Source organism: Candidatus Accumulibacter sp. ACC005 (assembly GCF_907163215.1).
GTDB lineage: Bacteria > Pseudomonadota > Gammaproteobacteria > Burkholderiales > Rhodocyclaceae > Accumulibacter > Accumulibacter regalis.
In genome coordinates, this window is record NZ_CAJQUB010000016.1 from 80,945 (window position 1) to 97,073 (window position 16,129).

The following is a 16,129-nucleotide window of genomic DNA, read 5'->3' on the forward strand; positions in this document are numbered from 1 at the left end:
GATGAAGAAGGCGCTTGTCAGGCCGCTGCCGACGCGTTTTTCGCTGCCGACGGGCGCGCGCGCGGCCGGCTTTTCGCTGATCGAGCTGCTCATCACCCTGGCCATCGTCGCCGTCCTCGCCGGGGTCGTCGTGCCGGTCGCGCAGACCACCATCCAGCGCGGCAAGGAACAGGAGCTGAGACTCGCGCTGCGCGAACTGCGTGCGGCCATCGACCACTACAAGCGGGCCGGTGACGAAGGACGTATCCGGACGGTGACGAGCAACAGTGGCTATCCGGCGAATCTGCAGATTCTGCTCGAGGGAGAGGTCGATCTGCGCGACCCCAAGGGGCGAAAAATCTATTTCCTGCGGCGGATTCCCCGCGATCCGCTGCATGCGGACACCCGCCTGCCGCCGGCCGACACCTGGGGAAAACGCGCTTACGCCAGCGACGCCGATAACCCGCGCGAGGGCGACGACGTGTACGACGTGTACTCGAAATCCGGCGGCGTCGGCTTGAACGGCGTGCCCTACCGGCAATGGTGAATCGTCATCGGCAGCGGCTGCGCGGGCGGGGTTTCACGCTGATCGAGTTGCTCGTCGTGTTGTCGATCATCGCTCTGCTGCTCACTCTGGCCGTGCCGAGGTACTTCAACAGCATCGATGTCTCGAAGGAGGCGGTGCTGCGCGAAAACCTGCATCTGGTGCGCGAGACGATCGACAAGTTCTACGCTGACAAGGGACGCTACCCGGACAGCCTCGACGAGCTGGTCAGCGAGAAATACCTGCGCTCGCTGCCCCACGATCCGATCACCGGCAGTACTCGCACCTGGTTGCTGATCGCGCCCGATTCGGTCGGCGTCGAGGGCCGGGTCTATGATCTTAAGAGCGGGGCCGCCGGCGCCACCCGCGACGGCCAGCCGTTCGCCGAACTGTAGCGATGGCGCGCGCTTGCCGAGGCCACCGCGAAGCCGGCTTCACTTACCTCGGGCTGCTGATCCTGGTAGCCATACTGGCGCTGGCGACCAGCGCCACGCTGACCCTGGGTGGCATCGTGCAAAGGCGGGAGGCCGAGGAGAGGCTTCTCGAAGTGGGTGACGCGTATCGGCGGGCGATTGCCAGCTACCTGAACAGCAGCCCGGCCGGCGACCGCCGCTACCCGGGTGCGCTCGCCGACCTGCTCAGGGACCCGCGCTATCCGGGCGTTCGCCGGCACCTGCGACGGCTCTATCCGGACCCGATCAGCGGCAGCAACGAGTGGGGTCTGGTCGCCGCGCCGGGTGGCGGAATCATGGGCGTGCATAGCCTTTCGAACGCGAAACCGATCAAGGTCGCCGATTTCGATCTGGAAAACGAGGCTTTCGAGGAGGCGACGCGCTATACGCAATGGGTGTTTGTCGTCCGCCTGGCGGGCCGAGGCAGCGGCGCGATTCCGCCACTGGGAGGCCGGCCGCTGACCCCCGCCCCGGCCTTGACGCCGCCATCGCCGGTGCCGGCAGCGGCCGCGACGTTCGCCCCGCCGGGCGGAACGGCCGCACCGTAAAGCTTGATCGCCGCAGCGTTCGCGCGCCTATAATCGGATTACCGTTGCATTCTTGCGGCATGGGCAGCATTCGCAGGGGAACATCATGAGTGACAGAGAGAATTCGCTGATCAAGCTGCAGGATCTCGCCAGTTTTCTGGACGCAGGCAGCTTCGACGACAACATGCAGCAACTCGCAGCAATTGCCGCGCGCGTGCTCAACTCCGAGAACTGCTCGCTGATGCTGCTCACCGAGACCGAAGACGAGGCGGGCGAGATGAACGACCTGTGCCTGCGCGTCTGCGGCAGCTGCGGTCCGCTGCCAGCCGCGGCCTACAAGGAGACCACGCGCACCGGCGAGGGAATTGCCGGGCGGGTGGTCGCCACTGGCAAGCCCTTGCTGATCGAGGACATCGAGCGCTCCGAGTTTGCGCAGTGGGCACGGCGGGCCAGTGACCCGCGCAAGAGTCTGCTTTCGTCGCCGATCGCCATCGATGGCAAGACCATCGGCGTGATCAATATCAGCGGGCACCTGCAAGGGCGCAGCTTTACCAGGGACGACCTGAGTCTGCTCGACGTCGTTGCGCTGTTCGTCGGCAAGGCGATCCAGGTGGTGCAGCTGCAGAACATCCTGAAGTCGCGCTTCACCCAGATGGCACTGATGCAGTTCGCCGAGAAGGACATTGGCAGTGCACTGGAGTGTGCCGTGGCCAATCCTGACCAGGTGGCCAGAATCCTTGCCAAGTCTTTCTACAAGGAGATGACGCGCGCCGGTTTCGGCTCGAGCCAGATCATCAATGCCGCTTCGGAGATCGTTGGCCAACTGAGTGGCAGCCTCAGCCGGCATAGCAAGCGGATCGAGCAGAACACGCCCGGATAGGCCGAGCAGGGACGGGTCGCCGCGGTAGCAGGGTGGTTTCCGAATTCCCGGGGAGCAACGCGTTCCCATAGCGTTTGCGTACGCTTGCCGGTTCTCATCCTCCTGGTTTGCCGCCGTTTTCCTGCGCCAGGGCCATGTGCGCTTGGCCGGTGATGAATGCTGATCAACGCAACGCAGATCCCAACGCAGATGCTCGACGCGTGTCGGAATTCTTTACACTGTAATGTTGTTATTTGGGAGGGTCGAGCTTCCGATGCCTTCAATCCATTGAATAGAAGGAAGTTATTTAACCATCTTCCCGAAGTGGCATAAATGCTGCTTGTTGCTAAGGGCACGCTACAGGTCTGTTTTGTTTTGACTGGCGAGCGTGTGCTTACAATCATGGAGGAGATGAAGATGGTTAAGTGCAGAACGATGGTGATGGCCGCCTTGGTTCCGACGCTGTTCTCAGTCAGCGTTCCAGCAAGTGCGGGCCTTGTTTTTGGTACGTCGGCCCGCACCCAGTTTGACGGCTTTGTTGCCACGCTAGGCGATACCTACGAAAGCTTCGACGGGTTTCCCGGGCAAACCAACCTGACCACTCAAGTACCGGGCGTCACTTTCCGCACGACGGCGGACGGCTTCGGGTTTGGTTCCTTCCGTCCCCCGGTCGACCTTGAGGTCAACGTGATATGCAGCCCTGCGAACCCGTTTTCCAGTTCTTGTGGCAGCTCAGAAACCGACCATCTGATCGGTGGCGTCAGAGCCGGAGGCATCACTGACGGTCAGTCGGTCTATGAGATCGTCTTTGCCACGGGACAACTCAGGGCCGGACTCACCAGAACGATGAATACCTTTGCTCTGACCCGGTTCTTTAGCGGAACGACGCTGCTTGCGGAGCACCAGAGCACCACTGGCGAAGAATTTGTCGGCTTCCTCACCGATGCCTTGAACCCGATAACGCGCATCGAGATCGACGGGCTTATTCATCCAAATGCCACCGGGTCCATCTATCAAGTGGGCTATTCGGACGACCTCTACTTCGGCAGTGTCGCGGAGAACACGGGCGGTGGCGGCAGCACTCCTGAACCGGCGACCTGGCTGTTGGCCTTGCCGGCTTTGCTGGCGATGCGTCGCAAGTTGCTCACCTGAGTCGCTGGCGAGTGAGTGCCCATCGAGGGCACTTCCTTCCCTGCGACTTCAACGGCACGGGCGCCTCGCTCTGACTTGGCGTCGGCACCGTGCTCGGAAAACGCACACGTCACACCTGCAAGGCACTCCACGGCAACGGCATCGCGGCAGCAGCAGGCGAGACCGGCGGGTAGGGCGACGACCTTGTTCGGAACGCCTTGCTACTCGCCGAATTTCTGGCCGATCAGTGCCCAGGCATCGTTGAATCCACTGCCAACACCCCAGCCCAGGTTGCGCCCGGTTGCCCTGATCTCGCCCAGTTCGACGAGGAAGTGCTCGCGCTTGGCTTCCGGCAAGGTCATGACGGTGGTCAGCGCCTGCTCGAACATGCGCACCAGGGCGTCGAAATACTCCTGGTCGGCAACGCCAACTTCGGTGCTGAAACCGACGGCGTGCCGGCAGTAGAAGATCATCAGTTCGGCCAGACCCTCGGGGTCGCCAACCACCCGCTGGTAATCGGCAAGCGGTTTCTGCGCGTTGGCGACCGAATAGCTCTGGTTGCTGAACACGTCCGGCCACAGCCAGCGATCGATGATCGTCTTGTACGGTTTCAGGGCATCGCTCCCGAGCCCGAAACGGGAGTGCATGAAAGTCTGATTGTCCTTTCTGGCGGCGTACAGATCCTCGATCAGACCCAGCAGGTCGGCACGGTCGAAATCCTTCAGGGTGGCTTTGACGTCGCTCCACGTTGGTGGTTTCTTGCTGTTCACCATTGCGTTCTCCTTCTGCTGAATGCCTCGCCGGGCGCGCGCTGACGATCGGGCATTCTCCTGGTGAAACGCGCAGCGCCTCGTCCCATAGTAGACGTTTTTTTACCGCAGACATTTCTTCTGCCGGTGGCTTCAACGTCCATTCCGTGTTCAGCGAGCCAGGCGGCGCGCTTCCCATCACCGGGGGACGGTCGTCTGCGCGCCTTCGTCAGGGGTCGGATCAGCCACGCGATCAGACCGAGGAGCGCGCGTGCGCCTGCTTGCATCCGGCGCCGGTATGGCTACCTGCTCGTTGCCAGTGGCGTAAAGCGCGCCTGCTCGGCTGGCTGGCCGGGCAGCGTGAGCGTCACGACGACCTTCATGTCCGGTGTCGACGCGTACTTGGCGAAGCCTTTCAGGCGGTTTCCACCGTCGGCAGCCAGGGTCACCGTGGCCTTGATCTTGCCCGCCAGGAGCGTTGCCGTCGCCCTCGCTCCGGCCGTCGGAATGGCGACGCCGTCATGGTCCGAGACATGCAGAACGATAGGGTTTTCGCGCACCTCCCGGCTGTCGGTGGCGACCACCAGTTCAAGGTGATAGGGACCGGCGACGCGCAACTCGCCGCCGTTGGGTGCCTTCTGGGTCGCCAGAACCTCGTCGGTGTGGGCGAGCGAATTCTCGCTGGCGACGAGGAAAGCCACGCTGGCGAGCGAGAGAAAGAGAGTCCTGATTGGCGACATGGCTGGCTCCTGGCAGGGGGTAGATGCCCGTAAACCTTCGGTCGTCTCCGCGCCGTAGGTGACCCCGGCCTCAGCGCCTCAGTGGCGCGCGTAGACGCTGGTCGATCCGTTGCGCTCAACCAGCAGGGTGTCGTAGGGAACCGGGCGCGGGCTCTCCATTCCCGGCGATCCTGCCGGCATCGACGGCACCGCGAGTCCGAGGGCTTTGGGCTTGTCCTTGAGCAGGCGCTTGATGTCCGCCGCCGGGACGTGGCCTTCGATCACGTAGCCGTCGACCTTCGCCGTGTGACACGAGCCCAGTTCCTCCGGCATGCCCAGCGTCTTGCGATTGGCGGGCACGTCGTCGATATCGTGGGTGGTCACGGCGAAGCCATTCTCGCGCAGATGGTCGACCCAGCCGCCACAACAGCTGCAGGCGGCGTTCTTGTAAACCTCGACGCGCGGGGCGCTCTGGGCGAACGCGCCGGTGGCGGAAAGCAGCACAAGGGCGAAGAAGAGGCGAATCAGCGTCATGGCAGGATCTCGTTGGGTGGCCGGGGTGCGGCAGAAGAGGAGGTCAGGGACCGCGGCGGCTTGCGGCCAGCGTGCGTTGGCGAAGGAAAGGCGACGGGTGAACGCTTGCGAAATAGGCATTTTGCGCAGGGCAAGCGTACCGCAAGCTGACAGCGAGATTACATTTTCGTAATTCTTTGCTCCAGGCATTTCAAGGCGTGCAGTTGAGCGCACAATCCACCGCTTTGCGACCCACAGGTTTCACGATGAAGATTCTTCTCGTCGAAGACGAACCCAAGACCGGTGATTACCTGAGACAGGGCTTGAGCGAAGCCGGCTTCGTCGTCGACCTGGCGCGCGATGGTGCCGATGGCCTGCATCTGGGCAAGACGAACGAGTACGATCTGGCAATCCTCGATGTGATGCTGCCCAGCCTGGATGGCTGGCAGGTGCTGGCGGGAATGCGCAGCGCCGGCATTGGCATACCGGTCTTGTTTCTGACGGCTCGTGATCGCGTCGAGGATCGGGTGAAAGGCCTCGAGCTGGGCGCCGACGACTACCTGGTCAAGCCCTTTGCCTTCGCCGAACTGCTTGCCCGGGTGCGCACACTGCTGCGCCGCGGGACGTCGAGCAAGGAAGCGGAGCTGATGCAGGCCGCCGACCTGCAGCTCGACCTTCTCCGCCGTCGGGCCAGCCGCGGCGGGCGGCGCATCGACCTTACGGCGAAGGAGTTTGCGCTCCTTGAACTGCTGCTGCGCCGGCGCGGCGAAGTCCTGTCGCGCTCGCTGATCGCCTCGCAGGTCTGGGACATGAACTTCGACAGCGACACCAACGTCATCGATGTCGCCGTGCGCCGACTGCGCGCGAAAGTCGACGACGACTTCGAGCCCAAGCTGATCCGCACCGTGCGTGGCATGGGCTACGTGCTCGAGGTCGACTCGCGGTGAGGAGGCGACGTCGATGAACCGCTCTGTCTTCTACGCCTTGCTGGCCGCCGTTCTGTTCGGCGCCAGCACTCCGGTCGCCAAACTGCTGGTCGGCGACGTGCAGCCGCTCCTGCTTGCCGGTCTGCTCTACCTCGGTAGCGGTATCGGGCTGAGTGTGGCGCGGCTGATTCGCGATCGGCGTTGGCAGCCTTCAGGTCTGGCGCGCGCGGAATGGCCGTGGTTGCTCGGCGCCATGCTCTTCGGCGGCGTCCTCGGACCGGTCGCCCTGCTCTACGGGCTGGTGCACACCAGCGGGGCGACGGCGTCGCTGCTGTTGAATCTCGAAGCCGTTCTCACCGCGCTCCTCGCCTGGCTGGCCTTCAAGGAAAATGCCGACCGGCGCATCGTCCTCGGCATGCTGGCCATCGTCGCCGGCGGCGTGCTGCTCTCGTGGCCGACCGGCGACACCGGGCAGGACAGTTGGCTTGGCCCGCTGGCGATCAGCGCTGCCTGCCTGTGCTGGGCGATCGACAACAATCTCACGCGCCACGTCTCCGCGTCCGACGCCCTGTTCATTGCCGGCAGCAAGGGTCTCGTCGCCGGTGGCGTCAACACGCTGCTGGCGCTGGCTCTGGGGATGACGCTACCCGGTGTGGCGACACTGATCCCGGCGATGACCCTCGGCCTGCTCGGCTACGGGGTGAGCCTGGTGATGTTCGTGCTTGCCCTGCGCGGCCTCGGCGCTGCGCGTACCGGCGCCTATTTCTCGACCGCACCGTTCATCGGCGCCGCCGTTGCGCTGCTCCTTCTCGGCGAGTCCACTTCGCCGGTGTTCTGGGCCGCGGCGGCGTTGATGGGCGTCGGCGTCTGGCTGCACCTCACCGAGCAGCACGGCCACCAGCACACCCACGACGACCTGCAGCATGCCCACAGCCATCGTCACGACGAGCATCACCAGCACCCACATGACCCCGGCTGGGCCGGCGACGAGCCGCACAGTCATCACCACCGGCACCTGCCGATGGCGCACAGCCATCGCCACTTCCCCGATATCCACCATCGGCACGAGCATTGATTGGTCGGCAAGGGTAGCGACGTCGTAGGGGCGCCGCCCCGCAGGGGCCGCAAGCTTGTCCATACTGCCAAGGCACCGCCGGGCAGCGAGTGCCCGCTGCAGCACTGACTCAGGCATGCCACCCCGGCATTCCTCGCCGGGGTGCTATCGGTAACGGTAATTCCGGGGGCTCGGGTTGTTATTGATGATAGTCGTAGTCGTGTCTGGCTCGCGCATCCCGCACGCCGAATACATGCGCCGCTTCGCCGCTCCGATTGTCGCGCCAGTCGAACTATTGGACCCTGCTGCGAGGTCGTAGCTCCACTGCGCTCTTTCGCAGTCCTGACTACGCCTCGATTCCGCTCGCAGTTCGTCGTCTCTACGCTCATATCGTTGCTCAGCGTCTGAAACCATTTGCCACTGCTTCTCGGTAACCGCCAAGCTCTTGGCTTTGCTGAAGTCGCGTGTAGCCAGTGCTTCGGCGACTTTCGCATCGAGCATGCTGGTTTCGCGATCCCGTGTCCTGGCGACCTCCCGAGGGTTCGGGTAGACCTGCACCGACCCTTGAAAAACTTGCTGTTCGCGATCCCCGCCGGAGCAAGGGGCATCGGAGAAAGCTGTTCCGCCTGACGGGGTTTTGCATTTGTAGTATGTCTGCCCGATGGCCGTCGACGACATGGCAACACTCACGACCAACAGGGCGGCAGCGGCTTTCAATTTCCATCCTTTCAGTACGTGTAATGGCCTGTTTCGTCTGTATAGCATGGCCGCGAGTTTCAAAGCAAGCGACCGGTATCGGCGCTACCAATCAGGCGTCCGGAGGCACGCCGGGTATTTTCGTCGGCGGAATGGGCTTGGCAGGATTGATTCGGATTGCTCGAATCCGCCTACGATTTGCCGACTTTTTCGCAGACGACAAAAAGCCCGACCTTGTGAGCCGGGCTATCTGCTTGATTTTCTTGGTGGGTCGGGTGAGGCTCGAACTCACGACCAATGGATTAAAAGTCCAGTGCTCTACCGACTGAGCTACCGACCCCCGAGGAGGGCCGAATTATAGGCAAGGGGCAGATGCCTGTCAATGCTGTGGTGGATCGATTGGCGCAACAGATGCCGTCCCGTGGCGCCGACGAAAAAGGGCCCTGCGAAGGACCCTGTGACGCCGATGCGGCGGATTCGTCGGAGCCGGGCGCCGCTTCGCGCGATAATGCCGGCTGCTGGGCAGGTCTCTGCCTGCAACCGATTTCCTCCTGCCGGGTCTATTCCCGCTGCTGCCACCCGAACCCGTTCCTGGAAGCCCAATGGATCCCTTGACTCATGCTCTGCTCGGCGCCACCGCCGCACAGGTCGCCCTTGGCCCGCGCCTTGGCCGCCAGGCGTGGCTGCTCGGCGCCGTCGGTGGCGTGCTGCCCGATGCCGACATCGTGATCCGGAGTTCGGCAGACCCCTTGCTGGCGATTCAGTACCATCGCCACTTCACGCACGCCCTGGCGTTCATTCCGGTGGGTGGCATCGTCGCCGCCCTGCCGTGGCTGGCGCGGCAGGCTCATCGTCCGAACTGGCGGCCGATCGTCGCGGCGACGACCATCGGCTACGCCACCCATGCCGTTCTCGACGCCTGTACCAACTACGGAACGCACCTGCTCTGGCCGTTCTCGCCGCTGCGCGTCGCCTGGAACTGGATCACCACCATCGGCCCGCTGCTGACGCTGATGCTGCTCGTCGGGCTGGTCTTCGCCGTCCGCCGCGGCGCGCGACTTCCGGCGGCCGTGGCGCTGCTGCTCAGCGTTGCCTACGTCGGCACGGCGGCCTGGCAGCGCGAGCGCGCGCTCGAGATGCAGGTGCGCATCGCCGCCGCCCGCGGCCATCCGCTCGATCGTGCCGAAATGTTCCCGACCGTCGGCAATCCGCTGCTCTGGCGATCGGTCTATCAGTCCGGCGAAACGCTGTACACCGACCGGCTGCGCGTGGTGAGCCGCGCCGCGACGCGCTGGAAGGAGGGCAGCACGGTCGACCTTCTGCTGGAGAAGGATCTGCCGCCGCCGGCGCTCGCCGATGAACGTGTCCGCCGCGACTACGCGCGCTTCAGCTATTTCTCCGCCGGCTGGGTGGCGCGCGCCAGCGCCGACCCGAGCGTCATCGGCGACGCGCGCTACTCGCTGCGGACAGACGGCTTCGAGCCGATCTGGGGCGTCCGCTTCCACCCCGGCACGGCGACGCCCACCGAGTGGGTCGATCGGACGATCAAGAACCGCGTGCCGATCAGCGAGCTGTGGCGGGAGCTGACGGGGACAGCAGCCGGTTACATGGCCGTGCCGCTGGCGCGCAACTGAGCGCGCCGACCGGCCGGTCGATCGCCGAGATTGCCGGCTGACGGCAGGGCAGCGCTTGCGCCATGGTGCGGATGGCACGACGGTGAATCGTCACCCCTGGCGGGAGAGAAATCAGCGAAAATCGGCGAGCTGACTTTGACTGTCAGCATCACAAATCCTTGCCCAAGGCCCTCTGGATTTTTCATCCTTCATCGGTGCCGTGGGCGCGTGAAACCGAACTCAAGATTTTTCGAACATGGAGGCGAAATGGACAGCAGATTTTCAGTCTGGGGAGGCCGCGGACTCCTTGCTTTCACGGTCCTGTTGCTTGCCGCCTGCGCCGGTTACAGCGGCAGCAATCTCCAGCCGGGTGTGGCGACGCTTGCCGACGTCGTGGCTTCCATGGGCGAGCCGGCGATGAGCTGGAAGGATGCCGATGGAAGCGAGCAACTGGCTTACCCGCGCGGGCCGGCCGGCACGCAGACTTTCATGGCCTTTGTCGGCCCGGATGGCAAACTCCAGCGCATCGACAAGGTGCTGAACGCCGCCCATTTTGCGCGTGTCCAGGGCGGAATGACCAAGGATCAGGTGCTGCGCATCCTGGGTCCCTCGGGATCGCAATGGACGCAGTTCTACGCGCGCAGCAATCAACTCGCCTGGTCATGGCTGTTCTGCAACAGCTGGAATCAGCAGGAATTCTTTGACGTCATGTTCGATGCCAGTACCGGCATCGTGCATTCGACGGGGCAGCATCCGAATCTGGGCGGGCGAGACGGCAGTCAGCCGCCCTGCGGGCAGTGACGAAAACCCTCGCGCGTCGCATCGTCGGTGGGGCGCGAGCGTCCCCGCCCCCGGTTACCCGCTATCGCCAGCGTTGAACGAGCTGATCGGCGAGATCGGTCAGTTCCGACGCGATCACGTCCGGGACAGGAACTTCTGCTGCGGGCAGAATGGCGTTGTGAGGACGGGTAACGAGTGCGCCACGGCAGCCAGCGGCCTGGGCGCCGATCGTATCCCACAGGTGGCAGGCGACAAGGCACAGGTCTGACGTCTCGACGCCCAGTTGCTCGGCCACCAGGCGGTAGGTCTCGGGGGCTGGCTTGAACCTGCGCACCGACTCGACACTGAAAGATTGCTCGAAGAACCCGCCGATCCCGGCGCGCTCAAGCGGCGTCGGCGAAGACGCGCTCGCCGAGTTGGTCAGCGTGACGAGCCGGAATCCCGCGTCGCGCAGCCGGCTGAGCGCCGGAACGGCGTCGGCATGCGCCGGCATTGCGCTCATCCGCTTCTTCAGTTCGTCGATGTCGCCGTCGGCGACGCTTACCCCGTGGATCGACGCCACCATGCGCAGGCTGCCGACGCCCAGTTCGCCGAACGGCGTGTAGAGGCCCGAGAGCGTCATTGTTTGCGAGTAGAGGATCAGTTGCGCAAACCACTCCCTGAGAACGGCCCGGTCGCCGAAGACGCGATCAAACAGGGGTTCGAGCGTGGTGATGTCGAGCAGCGTCTCATTGACGTCGAAAACGATGATCGAAGGGGGTTTGTCGTGGGACATGGGGCATCCTTTGTCAGTTTGTCGGTGCGGGTCGCAACATCGGGAATGTCGGTTTTCTGACGGCCCACTTCAACGCGACCGCTACGGAAGACGGAGGAGTCAGGACGGTCGATTGTAGCCCGCCGACGGGTGGACCAGAAGGACGAGTCAAGCCGGTTCGTCCTTGTCAAAGCTCGAACGTGCAAGACGCTGGCGGATTTTCTGCCAGGCTTCACCAAGCCGCGGCGCTTTCAGCACCAGTCAGTCGAGTGTAGCGCTGCATTCTTGATGAGACTTTTGGCGACCGCTGAAAGCAGGGCGAAAACCCTGTAGTGGCCGAAGTTCGCAGGGTCCCTGCCGGGGTGGCCCTCGTCGCCACCACTGGCGCTCATCCCCCCACGCCGTCATTGCGAGGAGGCGAAGCCGACGCGGCAATCCAGGGGTTTTGCTCTTCACGTGGTCGATGCGGCGGAAGATAGTCAGAGGATGAAGCTGGATTGCCGCGTCGGCTACGCCTCCTCGCAATGACGAGCGGGCTGGCGTGTTGCCGCCTTCCCGACGAGTCTTTCAGCATCCCCGACAGCCGCTTGAAACCAAGTCGCCGCGGGCATTCTTGTGTTCCCTGCTGCGTGCAACACTACCCTGCTGTAGCGCGGCATTCTTGATGAGGCTTTTGGCGCCCGCTGAAAGCAGGGCGAAAACCCTGTAGTGGCCGAAGTTCGCAGGGTCCCTGCCGGGGCGGCCCTCGTCGCCGCCACTGGCGCTCATCCCCCCACGCCGTCATTGCGAGGAGGCGAAGCCGACGCGGCAATCCAGGGGTCTTGCGCTTCGCGTGGTCGATGCGGCGGAAGATAGTCAGAGGATGAAGCTGGATTGCCGCGTCGGCCACGCCTCCTCGCAATGACGTGCACGCGGCTGCGGCGCTGTATTTCCGACGCGACTTTCAGGACGCCGGACAGCCGCTTGAAACCATGTCGCCGCTGGCATGCTTGTATTCCCTGCTGCGTGCAACACCACACTAGGTCTTCGGAGCGAAATCCGAGGCGTCATGGCGCTCGTGCAGCTGCCCTGAAGGCTCGCCCCAGTTGCGGTTCACCCTGCATCCGCGCTGGACGGCGGGGCGCTCAAGGATCTCGTCGGCCCAGCGGCGCAGGTTGATGTAGCTTTCGACCTGCAGAAACTCGCCCGCGCCATAGGCCTTGCCGAGCACCAGGTTGCCATACCAGGGCCAGGTGGCGATGTCGGCGATGGAGTATTCGTCGCCGCCGAGATAACGGTGCCCCGCCAATTCGCGGTCCAGCACGTCCATCTGGCGTTTCACCTCCATCGTGAAACGGTTGATCGGGTACTCGTATTTCTCGGGCGCGTAGGCGTAGAAGTGCCCGAACCCGCCGCCCAGATAGGGTGCCGAGCCCTGCAGCCAGAACAGCCAGTTCATGACCTCTGTGCGCGCCGCGGCGTCCCTGGGGAGGAAATGGCCGAATTTCTCGGCCAGATAGAGAAGGATCGCTCCGGACTCGAAAACTCGACTGCCGGTCTCGGTATCCAGGAGCGCCGGGATTTTCGAGTTGGGATTGACTTCGACGAAGCCCGTCGAGAACTGCTCGCCGTCGCCAATCCGGATCAGGTGGGCGTCGTATTCCGCGCCCGTCTCGCCGAGAGCCAGCAACTCTTCGAGCAGGATGGTGACCTTCTGGCCATTCGGCGTGCCCATCGAATAGAGCTGTAACGGATGTCTGCCGCGCGGTAGCACGGCCTCGTGCGTGGGCCCGGCGATCGGACGGTTGGTCTTGGCCCATTTCCCGCCATTTTCGGCGTCCCAGGTCCAGACCCTCGAGGGTTGGTATTTGCTGGTGTCAGACATGATCCTGAATTCCTTGATGTTTGTTAAGCGCTTGCTCGATCCTGCGTCGCGGCCAACTGTTCCAGAATGCGCCTGTAGTTTTCGACCCCGTGCGCACCGGAGTAGGTGGCGACGCTTGCAGATCATTGCCGGTACGCCGCGAACGCCCTGGTTCAGCCAGTAGTCTTCGGCATGGCTCAGCGGCCGCGCGTCGCTGTCAAGTGATCGACTGCCTGAATCGAGGGGCTTAAATATAGACGGATTAAACCGATTGGCCAGCACAATCTTTGTCGACGGCAAACTGAGCGAGTGCCGGGACGCGTCAGCGCAACCAGCGCTGCGCCGTCGAATGTGCCGCTGCTGCGCGGGGGGCGGGGCGGCGTCCTCGGCGCGAAGACCGTCGCTTGACGAGCGAGTGGCAAGTGCTAGCCTATGCTTTTCCTTGTACCGGAGACTGCGATGAAAATGCGACAACTGGGCCGCGACGGCCCGCAGGTATCGGCGCTGGGTCTGGGTTGCATGGGCATGAGCGATTTCTACGCCGGGCGCGATGACGGCGAATCGATCGCCACCATCCACCACGCACTCGATCTGGGCATCAACTTTCTCGACACTTCCGACATCTACGGCCCGCATACCAACGAGGAACTGGTCGGGCGGGCGATCAAGGGGCGGCGAAACGAGGTCTTCCTGGCGACCAAGTTCGGTATCCTGCGCGACCCGAACGATGCGTCGATGCGCGGATTCGACAGCCGCCCCGAGTACGTGCGCAGTGCGGTCGAAGGCAGTCTGCGGCGCCTCGGTGTGACGACCATCGACCTCTATTACCAGCATCGGGTCGACCCCAGGGTGCCGATCGAGGACACGGTCGGCGCGCTTTCCGAACTCGTCCACGCCGGCAAGGTGCGCTACCTCGGCCTGTCCGAAGCGTCCGCCAGCACGCTCGAACGCGCCTGCCGGGTGCACCCCGTCACTGCCTTGCAGAGCGAGTATTCCTTGTGGTCGCGCGACCCCGAGGCGGAGGTGCTGGCGGCGTGCCGGCGGCTTGGCGTCGGCCTGGTTCCGTACAGCCCGCTCGGCAGGGGCTTTCTCACCGGTGCGCTCACGCGACCCGAGGATTTCGCTGCCGACGACTACCGGCGTTCGAGCCCGCGCTTCCAGGGTGAGAACTTCGCGCGCAATCTGGCGCTGGTCGACCGGGTCCGGGCGCTGGCCGCCGAGGTCGGCTGTACTCCGGCCCAGCTCGCGCTGGCGTGGGTCCTTGCGCAGGGCGACGACATCATCCCGATCCCCGGTACCAAGCGGCGCAAGTATCTCGACGACAACGTCGGCGCGCTCGCCGTTCGCCTGACGCCCGCGCATCTGGCTGCGCTCGACGAGGCCTTCCCGTTCAACGCCGCCGCCGGCGAACGCTACCCGGCGAACATGATGAGCGCCGTCAATCGCTGAGCTTCGCGCCGACGAGTCGCGGCGCACCGCCGGCAGCTCGCTGGCGTTCCCTACGGTCGGTGCCGCGAGTATTTCGTAATGAACCTGAATGAGGTACGATCGACCTGTTTTCAGCTCTGTGCCGCCCATGTCAAACCTTGCCAACAATGGAGTTTCCAATGCCTTGTTCAGCCGAACGCTGAGCGGCGTGCTGGCGCTGCTCTTCGGACAGCCGGGAAACTCTTTCTACACGCGCGAAATCGTCCGGCGCGTGGGGACTGGCGGTAGCCAGGTCCACAAGGACCTGGAGCGCCTGACCGGCGCCGGACTGATTCTCCGCGAGCCGCGCGGAAACCTCGTTTTCTATCGCGCCAATCCAGACGCGGCGGTGTATCCCGAACTCGTCGGCCTGGTCGGCAAGTCCTTTGGAATTGCCGACCGACTGCGCGCTTGTCTCGAGCCGGTCGCGAGCCGCATTCAGTGCGCGATCGTTTTTGGTTCGGTAGCCAGACGAGAGCAGCGTGCCGACAGCGACGTCGACCTGCTGCTTATCGGCGAAGTGCGCCTCTCCGAACTGGCCGTTCCCCTGCACGCGGCAGAGGAAGCGCTTTGCATGCGGATATCGCCGACGCTGATGAGCGTCGAGGAGTTCCGGCGCAAGCGTCAGAATGACGACTACTTCCTGAAGAACGTCCTGGCGGGTGAACTGATTACGCTTTGGGGCGCGCTTGACCCGACGGTGGCGCCGTGAGCGCTCTTGAAATCCTCGTGCGTATCGGCCAGCTCAAACTGGAACCGCCTTCAGACGACGAAATCGCCACTGCCCTGCGCAAGGCTGCCATCTACCTGGCCGACGCGGCATTCCCTCGCTGAGTCCGCCGGGCCGTTTCATGCTTGCCTACGACGCCGCACGCGCTCTGGCTTTTGCTGCCTTGCGCGCCAGCGGCTACCGCCCCGATAGCGGGCGCGGCCATCGGGCCGTGGTTTTCCAGACCCTGGCGATCACCGTCAATGCCCCGCCGCAAGTCTGGATCACCCTCGATCGCTACCATACCCGGCGCAACGCGTCCGAATATGGAGGCATGGTCGAAGCCAGCGCCGGCGAGGCTGATGACCTGCTGGCCACGGCTCGCGCGCTTCAGGATCTGTTGCGAAACTGGCTGGCGAGCCATCGTCCGGCTGCTCTGTCCTGATTGAGCAGCGTCGCGCATGAACGAGCAGGTGACCCCCCTCGGGGAGCTTGAACAAACGAACCATTTGGGGGAGTCTATGGTTACGAAGGCGAGAGCTGGTGGGCCAGTACTTGCGCCCGGCCCGTGTTCGCTACGGGATATATGTGCTCGGCAATACCGATCCCCAGCGACAATGGAAAGAGCCAGACAGCGGTGACCTGATCGGTTTTGACGAGTTGGTGAGACGCGTCGTGGCACGAGCAGCGGCCCTGCAGACGAAGTTAGCAGAAGAGGTGGATGCACTGGCGGTGATCGCTATCGACTTCTCGGATCCCAGGCAGCGCGGGCGACCAGTGACCGAGGCTGCCGCCGCTTCGTGAGCAAACGCTC

General features: G+C 63.9%; 20 protein-coding genes and 1 tRNA gene. 14 read left to right on the top strand and 7 right to left on the bottom strand.

Features of this window, described 5'->3' with window-relative positions; genetic code table 11:
* Position 1: 1 nt before the first annotated feature.
* The 5 genes from QZ613_RS19435 to QZ613_RS19455 all read left to right on the top strand — a co-directional run bounded on the left by QZ613_RS19435 (position 2) and on the right by QZ613_RS19455 (position 3,513).
* The gene (locus QZ613_RS19435) at positions 2-526 is read left to right on the top strand and encodes a type II secretion system protein (RefSeq protein WP_291983667.1); all 525 of its coding nucleotides are present in this window, start codon (positions 2-4) and stop codon (positions 524-526) included.
* Entirely contained in the window at positions 520-918 is a 399-nt protein-coding gene (locus QZ613_RS19440) for a prepilin-type N-terminal cleavage/methylation domain-containing protein (RefSeq protein WP_043562941.1), read from the top strand. The genes QZ613_RS19435 and QZ613_RS19440 overlap by 7 nt, the downstream gene beginning before the upstream one ends.
* A gap of 2 nt (positions 919-920) precedes the next feature.
* Complete coding sequence (locus QZ613_RS19445; RefSeq protein WP_291867417.1) at positions 921-1,523, top strand: type II secretion system protein; 603 nt, start codon at positions 921-923, stop codon at positions 1,521-1,523.
* A gap of 85 nt (positions 1,524-1,608) precedes the next feature.
* Positions 1,609-2,382 (top strand): GAF domain-containing protein, encoded by a 774-nt coding sequence (locus QZ613_RS19450; protein WP_043562942.1) that lies wholly within the window; start codon positions 1,609-1,611, stop codon positions 2,380-2,382.
* 312 nt (positions 2,383-2,694) lie between these two features.
* The gene (locus QZ613_RS19455; protein ID WP_291901763.1) at positions 2,695-3,513 is read left to right on the top strand and encodes a hypothetical protein; all 819 of its coding nucleotides are present in this window, start codon (positions 2,695-2,697) and stop codon (positions 3,511-3,513) included.
* Positions 3,514-3,713: 200 nt separating this feature from the next.
* Here QZ613_RS19455 and QZ613_RS19460 read toward each other — a convergent pair whose 3' ends face one another.
* The 3 genes from QZ613_RS19460 to QZ613_RS19470 all read right to left on the bottom strand — a co-directional run bounded on the left by QZ613_RS19460 (position 3,714) and on the right by QZ613_RS19470 (position 5,494).
* Positions 3,714-4,265, bottom strand: a complete 552-nt coding sequence (locus tag QZ613_RS19460; protein ID WP_043562945.1) for a hypothetical protein — start codon at positions 4,263-4,265, stop codon at positions 3,714-3,716.
* 278 nt (positions 4,266-4,543) lie between these two features.
* Positions 4,544-4,981, bottom strand: a complete 438-nt coding sequence (locus tag QZ613_RS19465) for a hypothetical protein (RefSeq protein WP_043562947.1) — start codon at positions 4,979-4,981, stop codon at positions 4,544-4,546.
* 78 nt (positions 4,982-5,059) lie between these two features.
* A complete protein-coding gene (locus QZ613_RS19470; RefSeq protein ID WP_291983669.1) occupies positions 5,060-5,494 on the bottom strand; it encodes a DUF411 domain-containing protein in 435 nt (144 codons plus the stop codon).
* Positions 5,495-5,739: 245 nt separating this feature from the next.
* Here QZ613_RS19470 and QZ613_RS19475 point away from each other — a divergent pair, with 245 nt between their 5' ends.
* Both QZ613_RS19475 and QZ613_RS19480 read left to right on the top strand, forming a co-directional pair.
* Positions 5,740-6,420, top strand: coding sequence for a heavy metal response regulator transcription factor (locus tag QZ613_RS19475; RefSeq protein WP_043562949.1), 681 nt, complete (start codon positions 5,740-5,742; stop codon positions 6,418-6,420).
* A gap of 13 nt (positions 6,421-6,433) precedes the next feature.
* Entirely contained in the window at positions 6,434-7,474 is a 1,041-nt protein-coding gene (locus tag QZ613_RS19480) for a DMT family transporter (protein WP_291983671.1), read from the top strand.
* Positions 7,475-7,618: 144 nt separating this feature from the next.
* Here QZ613_RS19480 and QZ613_RS21245 read toward each other — a convergent pair whose 3' ends face one another.
* Both QZ613_RS21245 and QZ613_RS19485 read right to left on the bottom strand, forming a co-directional pair.
* Positions 7,619-8,218: a DUF4124 domain-containing protein gene (locus tag QZ613_RS21245; protein ID WP_366144477.1), complete on the bottom strand. Its 600-nt coding sequence runs from the start codon at positions 8,216-8,218 to the stop codon at positions 7,619-7,621.
* A gap of 195 nt (positions 8,219-8,413) precedes the next feature.
* Positions 8,414-8,489, bottom strand: a tRNA-Lys gene (locus tag QZ613_RS19485).
* A gap of 262 nt (positions 8,490-8,751) precedes the next feature.
* Here QZ613_RS19485 and QZ613_RS19490 point away from each other — a divergent pair.
* The gene (locus QZ613_RS19490; RefSeq protein WP_291864871.1) at positions 8,752-9,783 is read left to right on the top strand and encodes a metal-dependent hydrolase; all 1,032 of its coding nucleotides are present in this window, start codon (positions 8,752-8,754) and stop codon (positions 9,781-9,783) included.
* 246 nt (positions 9,784-10,029) lie between these two features.
* The gene (locus QZ613_RS19495; protein WP_291983674.1) at positions 10,030-10,563 is read left to right on the top strand and encodes a hypothetical protein; all 534 of its coding nucleotides are present in this window, start codon (positions 10,030-10,032) and stop codon (positions 10,561-10,563) included.
* A gap of 61 nt (positions 10,564-10,624) precedes the next feature.
* On the opposite strand, the gene QZ613_RS19500 is transcribed toward QZ613_RS19495, so the two are convergent.
* Both QZ613_RS19500 and yghU read right to left on the bottom strand, forming a co-directional pair.
* Complete coding sequence (locus QZ613_RS19500; protein ID WP_291983676.1) at positions 10,625-11,317, bottom strand: haloacid dehalogenase type II; 693 nt, start codon at positions 11,315-11,317, stop codon at positions 10,625-10,627.
* A gap of 997 nt (positions 11,318-12,314) precedes the next feature.
* On the bottom strand, positions 12,315-13,160 hold the full coding sequence (gene yghU, locus QZ613_RS19505; RefSeq protein WP_291864880.1) for a glutathione-dependent disulfide-bond oxidoreductase: 846 nt from the start codon (positions 13,158-13,160) through the stop codon (positions 12,315-12,317).
* A 438-nt stretch (positions 13,161-13,598) separates the two neighbouring features.
* On the opposite strand from yghU, the gene QZ613_RS19510 reads away from it, so the two are divergent.
* From QZ613_RS19510 to QZ613_RS19530, 5 genes are all read left to right on the top strand, one after another.
* A complete protein-coding gene (locus QZ613_RS19510) occupies positions 13,599-14,588 on the top strand; it encodes an aldo/keto reductase (RefSeq protein ID WP_043562964.1) in 990 nt (329 codons plus the stop codon).
* Between the two features lie 163 nt (positions 14,589-14,751).
* A complete protein-coding gene (locus QZ613_RS19515) occupies positions 14,752-15,318 on the top strand; it encodes a nucleotidyltransferase domain-containing protein (RefSeq protein WP_291864885.1) in 567 nt (188 codons plus the stop codon).
* A complete protein-coding gene (locus tag QZ613_RS19520) occupies positions 15,315-15,440 on the top strand; it encodes a hypothetical protein (RefSeq protein ID WP_291983678.1) in 126 nt (41 codons plus the stop codon). The genes QZ613_RS19515 and QZ613_RS19520 overlap by 4 nt, the downstream gene beginning before the upstream one ends.
* 17 nt (positions 15,441-15,457) lie before the next feature.
* On the top strand, positions 15,458-15,760 hold the full coding sequence (locus QZ613_RS19525) for a hypothetical protein (RefSeq protein WP_291864890.1): 303 nt from the start codon (positions 15,458-15,460) through the stop codon (positions 15,758-15,760).
* A 98-nt stretch (positions 15,761-15,858) separates the two neighbouring features.
* The gene (locus QZ613_RS19530) at positions 15,859-16,119 is read left to right on the top strand and encodes a hypothetical protein (RefSeq protein WP_043562968.1); all 261 of its coding nucleotides are present in this window, start codon (positions 15,859-15,861) and stop codon (positions 16,117-16,119) included.
* Positions 16,120-16,129: the final 10 nt, after the last annotated feature.

Bases quoted from the DNA above. Each gene is read 5' to 3' on its own strand.
- QZ613_RS19490 (WP_291864871.1), top strand. From the start codon at position 8,752: ATGGATCCCTTGACTCATGCTCTGCTCGGCGCCACCGCCGCACAGGTC.
- QZ613_RS21245 (WP_366144477.1), bottom strand. From the start codon at position 8,218: ATGCTATACAGACGAAACAGGCCATTACACGTACTGAAAGGATGGAAA.
- QZ613_RS19470 (WP_291983669.1), bottom strand. From the start codon at position 5,494: ATGACGCTGATTCGCCTCTTCTTCGCCCTTGTGCTGCTTTCCGCCACC.
- QZ613_RS19525 (WP_291864890.1), top strand. From the start codon at position 15,458: ATGCTTGCCTACGACGCCGCACGCGCTCTGGCTTTTGCTGCCTTGCGC.
- QZ613_RS19455 (WP_291901763.1), top strand. From the start codon at position 2,695: ATGCTGCTTGTTGCTAAGGGCACGCTACAGGTCTGTTTTGTTTTGACT.
- QZ613_RS19445 (WP_291867417.1), top strand. From the start codon at position 921: ATGGCGCGCGCTTGCCGAGGCCACCGCGAAGCCGGCTTCACTTACCTC.
- QZ613_RS19500 (WP_291983676.1), bottom strand. From the start codon at position 11,317: ATGTCCCACGACAAACCCCCTTCGATCATCGTTTTCGACGTCAATGAG.
- QZ613_RS19460 (WP_043562945.1), bottom strand. From the start codon at position 4,265: ATGGTGAACAGCAAGAAACCACCAACGTGGAGCGACGTCAAAGCCACC.
- yghU (WP_291864880.1), bottom strand. From the start codon at position 13,160: ATGTCTGACACCAGCAAATACCAACCCTCGAGGGTCTGGACCTGGGAC.
- QZ613_RS19450 (WP_043562942.1), top strand. From the start codon at position 1,609: ATGAGTGACAGAGAGAATTCGCTGATCAAGCTGCAGGATCTCGCCAGT.
- QZ613_RS19495 (WP_291983674.1), top strand. From the start codon at position 10,030: ATGGACAGCAGATTTTCAGTCTGGGGAGGCCGCGGACTCCTTGCTTTC.
- QZ613_RS19435 (WP_291983667.1), top strand. From the start codon at position 2: ATGAAGAAGGCGCTTGTCAGGCCGCTGCCGACGCGTTTTTCGCTGCCG.
- QZ613_RS19465 (WP_043562947.1), bottom strand. From the start codon at position 4,981: ATGTCGCCAATCAGGACTCTCTTTCTCTCGCTCGCCAGCGTGGCTTTC.
- QZ613_RS19440 (WP_043562941.1), top strand. From the start codon at position 520: ATGGTGAATCGTCATCGGCAGCGGCTGCGCGGGCGGGGTTTCACGCTG.
- QZ613_RS19510 (WP_043562964.1), top strand. From the start codon at position 13,599: ATGAAAATGCGACAACTGGGCCGCGACGGCCCGCAGGTATCGGCGCTG.
- QZ613_RS19480 (WP_291983671.1), top strand. From the start codon at position 6,434: ATGAACCGCTCTGTCTTCTACGCCTTGCTGGCCGCCGTTCTGTTCGGC.
- QZ613_RS19475 (WP_043562949.1), top strand. From the start codon at position 5,740: ATGAAGATTCTTCTCGTCGAAGACGAACCCAAGACCGGTGATTACCTG.